The sequence below is a fragment of the Terriglobales bacterium genome, assembly GCA_035937135.1.
Classification (GTDB): Bacteria; Acidobacteriota; Terriglobia; order Terriglobales; family Acidobacteriaceae; genus DASYVL01.
In genome coordinates this window covers 1-2877 of record DASYVL010000102.1, presented here as the reverse complement: position 1 = coordinate 2877, position 2877 = coordinate 1, and the positions used below count along the sequence as shown (strand labels likewise).

At 63.7% G+C, this 2877-nt stretch carries 4 protein-coding genes; 1 reads left to right on the top strand and 3 read right to left on the bottom strand.

Annotated elements, in window-relative coordinates:
- The 3 genes from VGQ94_06210 to VGQ94_06200 form a co-directional block, all read right to left on the bottom strand.
- Positions 1 to 184 (bottom strand): OB-fold nucleic acid binding domain-containing protein (locus tag VGQ94_06210; protein ID HEV2022105.1); only part of this gene is annotated, 184 nt, incomplete at its 3' end.
- 95 nt (positions 185 to 279) lie between these two features.
- Complete coding sequence (gene hisS / locus VGQ94_06205) at positions 280 to 1569, bottom strand: histidine--tRNA ligase (protein HEV2022104.1); 1290 nt, start codon at positions 1567 to 1569, stop codon at positions 280 to 282.
- Between the two features lie 61 nt (positions 1570 to 1630).
- Positions 1631 to 2152: a gamma carbonic anhydrase family protein gene (locus tag VGQ94_06200; GenBank protein ID HEV2022103.1), complete on the bottom strand. Its 522-nt coding sequence runs from the start codon at positions 2150 to 2152 to the stop codon at positions 1631 to 1633.
- 405 nt (positions 2153 to 2557) lie between these two features.
- On the opposite strand from VGQ94_06200, the gene VGQ94_06195 reads away from it, so the two are divergent.
- Positions 2558 to 2782 (top strand): hypothetical protein, encoded by a 225-nt coding sequence (locus VGQ94_06195; GenBank protein HEV2022102.1) that lies wholly within the window; start codon positions 2558 to 2560, stop codon positions 2780 to 2782.
- Positions 2783 to 2877: the final 95 nt, after the last annotated feature.

Here is a 2877-nt window from a genome sequence, read left to right as displayed (position 1 = left end):
GGTCCTTGTTGAAGACGATCTGGGTGATGCCGGTACGGTCGCGCACGTCGATGAAGATGAGGTTGCCCAGGTCGCGGCGGCGGTTCACCCAGCCCATCAGGACCACGCGCGCGCCGGCGTCCGCGGAGCGCAGGGCCCCGCAGGTGTGCGTGCGCCGAAGATCGCCGAGGAAGTCGAGTTGCACGGAGTACCTTGAGAGCGCCCGAAGGCGGAGTGGAGATTATAAGGTGGGACTCGCCCTTCTTCTTCTCAAAGCTCACCACGAAGGAAACAAAGGGTTCACGAAGGTTGAATGCGCCGAGCCAGTTCTCCGCGCGGAACGCTCACCTGCTCGCCGGTGGCCAGGTTCTTGAGCGCGAAGTCGCCGGACTTGACCTCGTTCTCGCCCAGGATGAGGGCGAAGCGGGCGCCGAGCTTCGCGGCCGTTTCGAGCGACTTCTTCAGGCGAAAGCTCTCGTCACCCAGACGCACGACGAGGTCGTGGTGGCGCAGCTCGCGGGCGAGCTTGGCGGCTTCGCGGTCCATGCCGGGGCCGAGCGGCGCGATGTAAACGTCGGGCGGATGGGCGATGGCTGCGGCCGACTCTTCCGCCGCCATCACCAGCCGGTCCTCGCCGATGGCGAAGCCGATGCCGGGAGCGGCGGGTCCGCCCAACATCTCGGAGAGCCCGTCGTAGCGGCCTCCGCCGAGGATGGCGTTCTGCGCCCCCAGCGCGCCGTGGGTGAATTCGAAGGCGGTGCGGGTGTAGTAGTCCAAGCCGCGCACCAGGCGGTCGTTCACGTTGAATGGGACTTCCATCGCCTTGAGCAGCGCCTGCACTTCGGCGAAGTGGGTGCGGCAGGCGTCGTCGAGGAATTCACTCATGCGCGGAAGCTTGGTGATGATGGGCTGGTCGGCCTCGACCTTGCAGTCGAAGACGCGCATGGGATTGGTCTCCGCGCGGCGCTGGCAGTCGGCGCACATCTTCTTTACGTGAGCGGCGAGAGCTTTCTGCAGGACGGCGTGATATTTGGGGCGGTCGGCGGAGCAGCCAACGGAGTTCAGCTCGAGCGTCCAGCCCTGAATGCCGACGCGGTCGAGCAGCGTGGCCAGCATTTCCAGCACCTCGGCGTCCAGGGCCGGGGACTCGCTGCCGGCCGCGGCGGGGCCGATGACCTCAGCGCCGATCTGGTAGAACTGCCGATAACGGCCCTTCTGCGGACGCTCGCGGCGGAACTGCGGGCCGATGTAGTAGAGCTTCTGCAATCCGGGACGCTCCCAGAGCCGGTGCTCGATGTAGGCGCGGACCACGCCGGCGGTGTTTTCCGGGCGCAGGGTCAGGGACTGACCTTTTTCACTTTCGGCGCGGGCGCGGTCTTCCCAGGTGTACATCTCCTTCGAGACGATGTCGGTCTCCTCGCCCACGGAGCGGGCGAAGAGCTGGGTCTCCTCGAAGATGGGAGTGCGGATCTCGTGGAAGTCGTAGACGCGGAAGACGTCGCGGGCGGCGGCTTCGACGAAGTTCCAGAGAGCGGTCTCCGGGGGGAGGAGGTCGCGGGTGCCGCGGACGGATTTGATGGGAGGAGCCATCAGCAATCAGCATTCAACGAGAGTAGGTTCCTCGCCCGCCGGAGCGGGCTCGGAATGACAACTACTTTACGCCGGACTCACGCAGGTACTGGTCCTTATATCCCAGATAGTTTCTCGCGTACCGCAGGATGGTCTCCTGGTCCGCCTCGCCCAGCTTCTTCTTGAACTTTCCCGGGACTCCCATCCACAGCGACTGCGGCTCGACCACGGTGTTCTCCGGGATGACGGTGCCGGCGGCGATGATGGAGCCCGAGCCGATGCGGGCGTTGTTGAGGATGACCGAGCCCATGCCGATGAGGCAGCGGTTCTCGACTACGCAGCCGTGCAGGGTGACGGAGTGGCCGACGGTGACCCACTCGCCTACCTCGACCGGGTACTTGCCGAGCATGCCGTGCAGCACGGAGCAATCCTGGATGTTGGAGTTCGAGCCCACGCGGATGGAGTTGACGTCGCCGCGCAGCACGGCGTTCATCCATACGCTCGCGTGCTCGCCCAGGGTGACGTCGCCGATGAGCTGGGCCGAGGGATCCACAAAGCAGGTGGCGGCGATCTGCGGGCTGTGTCCCTGGTAGGAGCGGATCATGGATAGGAGCGGATCATGGTGGCGAGGGCCGACTGGGCGAAGGTAACACGCAGCCCGAGCGAGCGGCAATTCCATTTCGGAACAACGACTTCCGGGCCGAAGAACACGCGGAAAACCGCGATTTTGGCGGGTGGGCGCGGCCTCGGGAAGCGACAATTCCACGGGTAATCTGCCAGCCGTTACTTTGGGTTACCAAAGGAACGTCCACGATGTTCACGACGTTCACTCTGCGACATCCGCTAATCACTCGTAGTTCCAGATCGCTGGATTGAAAACAAAGCACTTATTGGGTTCGTTTCGCAAAATTACGCCTTGAGATTTGAACCCTATCTAGCCGGGTCATGAATCTGGACTTAAGGGGCTTGACTCCTAAGCGACGTTTGGCCCTGTCGAGTGAGCCCTCTCGTGACACTCAGCGCAGAGCGTGATGAGATTGCTCTCGGCGTCCTCGCCCTGCTGACTGCGGAAGCGGAGGTGGTGAACTTCGAGCTGAGTAGTTCTCCCGCAGTTCTGGCAGCGCCAGCCGTCGCGCTGGAGTACTTGCTGCCGGAGGCTCCTGCACGAATCGGCGTCCAGCCGGACCGGGCGCTCTTTTGGACGAACGCGGTTCATGAAGCCGGCCTCATGTAATCAAGGAATCTTTCCTTCTGTGGCTGGGGCAGGAACCGTGAGAAGCGACAGAGGGAGGCCAGCAGCAGCTCCGGATCGCCGTTTTCGAGATTGGC

Excerpts from the sequence above, each read along its gene's own strand:
- VGQ94_06200 (HEV2022103.1), bottom strand. The coding sequence starts at position 2,152 with ATGATCCGCTCCTACCAGGGACACAGCCCGCAGATCGCCGCCACCTGC.
- hisS (HEV2022104.1), bottom strand. The coding sequence starts at position 1,569 with ATGGCTCCTCCCATCAAATCCGTCCGCGGCACCCGCGACCTCCTCCCC.